This is a genomic window from Ureibacillus terrenus (assembly GCF_006569205.1).
In the GTDB taxonomy this organism is placed as follows: Bacteria; Bacillota; Bacilli; order Bacillales_A; family Planococcaceae; genus Ureibacillus; species Ureibacillus terrenus.
The window spans coordinates 1-663 of sequence record NZ_VIGD01000072.1; the positions used below are offsets into that span (position 1 = coordinate 1).

Annotated in this window: 1 pseudogene; it reads left to right on the forward strand. The window is 35.3% G+C overall.

Features of this window, described 5'->3' with window-relative positions:
- Positions 1–409 (forward strand): annotated as a pseudogene (locus FKZ59_RS14455) (phosphoglucosamine mutase); the annotation flags it as partial.
- Between the last annotated feature and the right edge of the window lie 254 nt (positions 410–663).

Below are 663 nucleotides of genomic sequence, written 5' to 3' on the forward strand. Positions count from 1 at the left end.
TTATGTGTTGGAAAAAATGCATGAAAATAATTGGAAATTCGGCGGTGAAAATTCAGGGCATATTATTATCTCGGATAAAAATACCACAGGCGATGGCATTATTGCATCACTAGCCGTATTGACCGCTATGGTACAACACAAATTAAGCTTGAATGAATTAGTAACGGCAGTGCCATTATTTCCACAAGTCTTAATTAATGTACGTTTTGCTGGTGGAGAGAATCCGTTAGAAAGTGATAAGGTAAAATCTGTCGCATCTGATGTGGAAAAACGTTTAGCAGGTAAAGGTCGAATTTTATTGCGTAAGTCAGGCACTGAACCGTTAATTCGAGTCATGGTAGAATGCCAAGACGGCGAACTTGCGCAACAATGTGCAGAAGAAATTGCCAATGCAGTGAAAAATAATTAAATTAACCAGTGCGGTATAAATAATCTACACTTTCAAAGTTACACGTATAATCAATTCGTTAAGGTGTAGATTTTTATGATCAAATACAACTCAGTCTTTAAACAATCGGTCGTTAATTGTTATTTCGTAAATCACGAAAGTTTACCGAAAACATCCAAACATTTTAATGTATAGAAAAATGGTATTGAGCAAAGTATGTCGAAAAAAGGAAATGACTTAGATAATGCAATAGTGGAAAGTTTTCTGGACGTTTG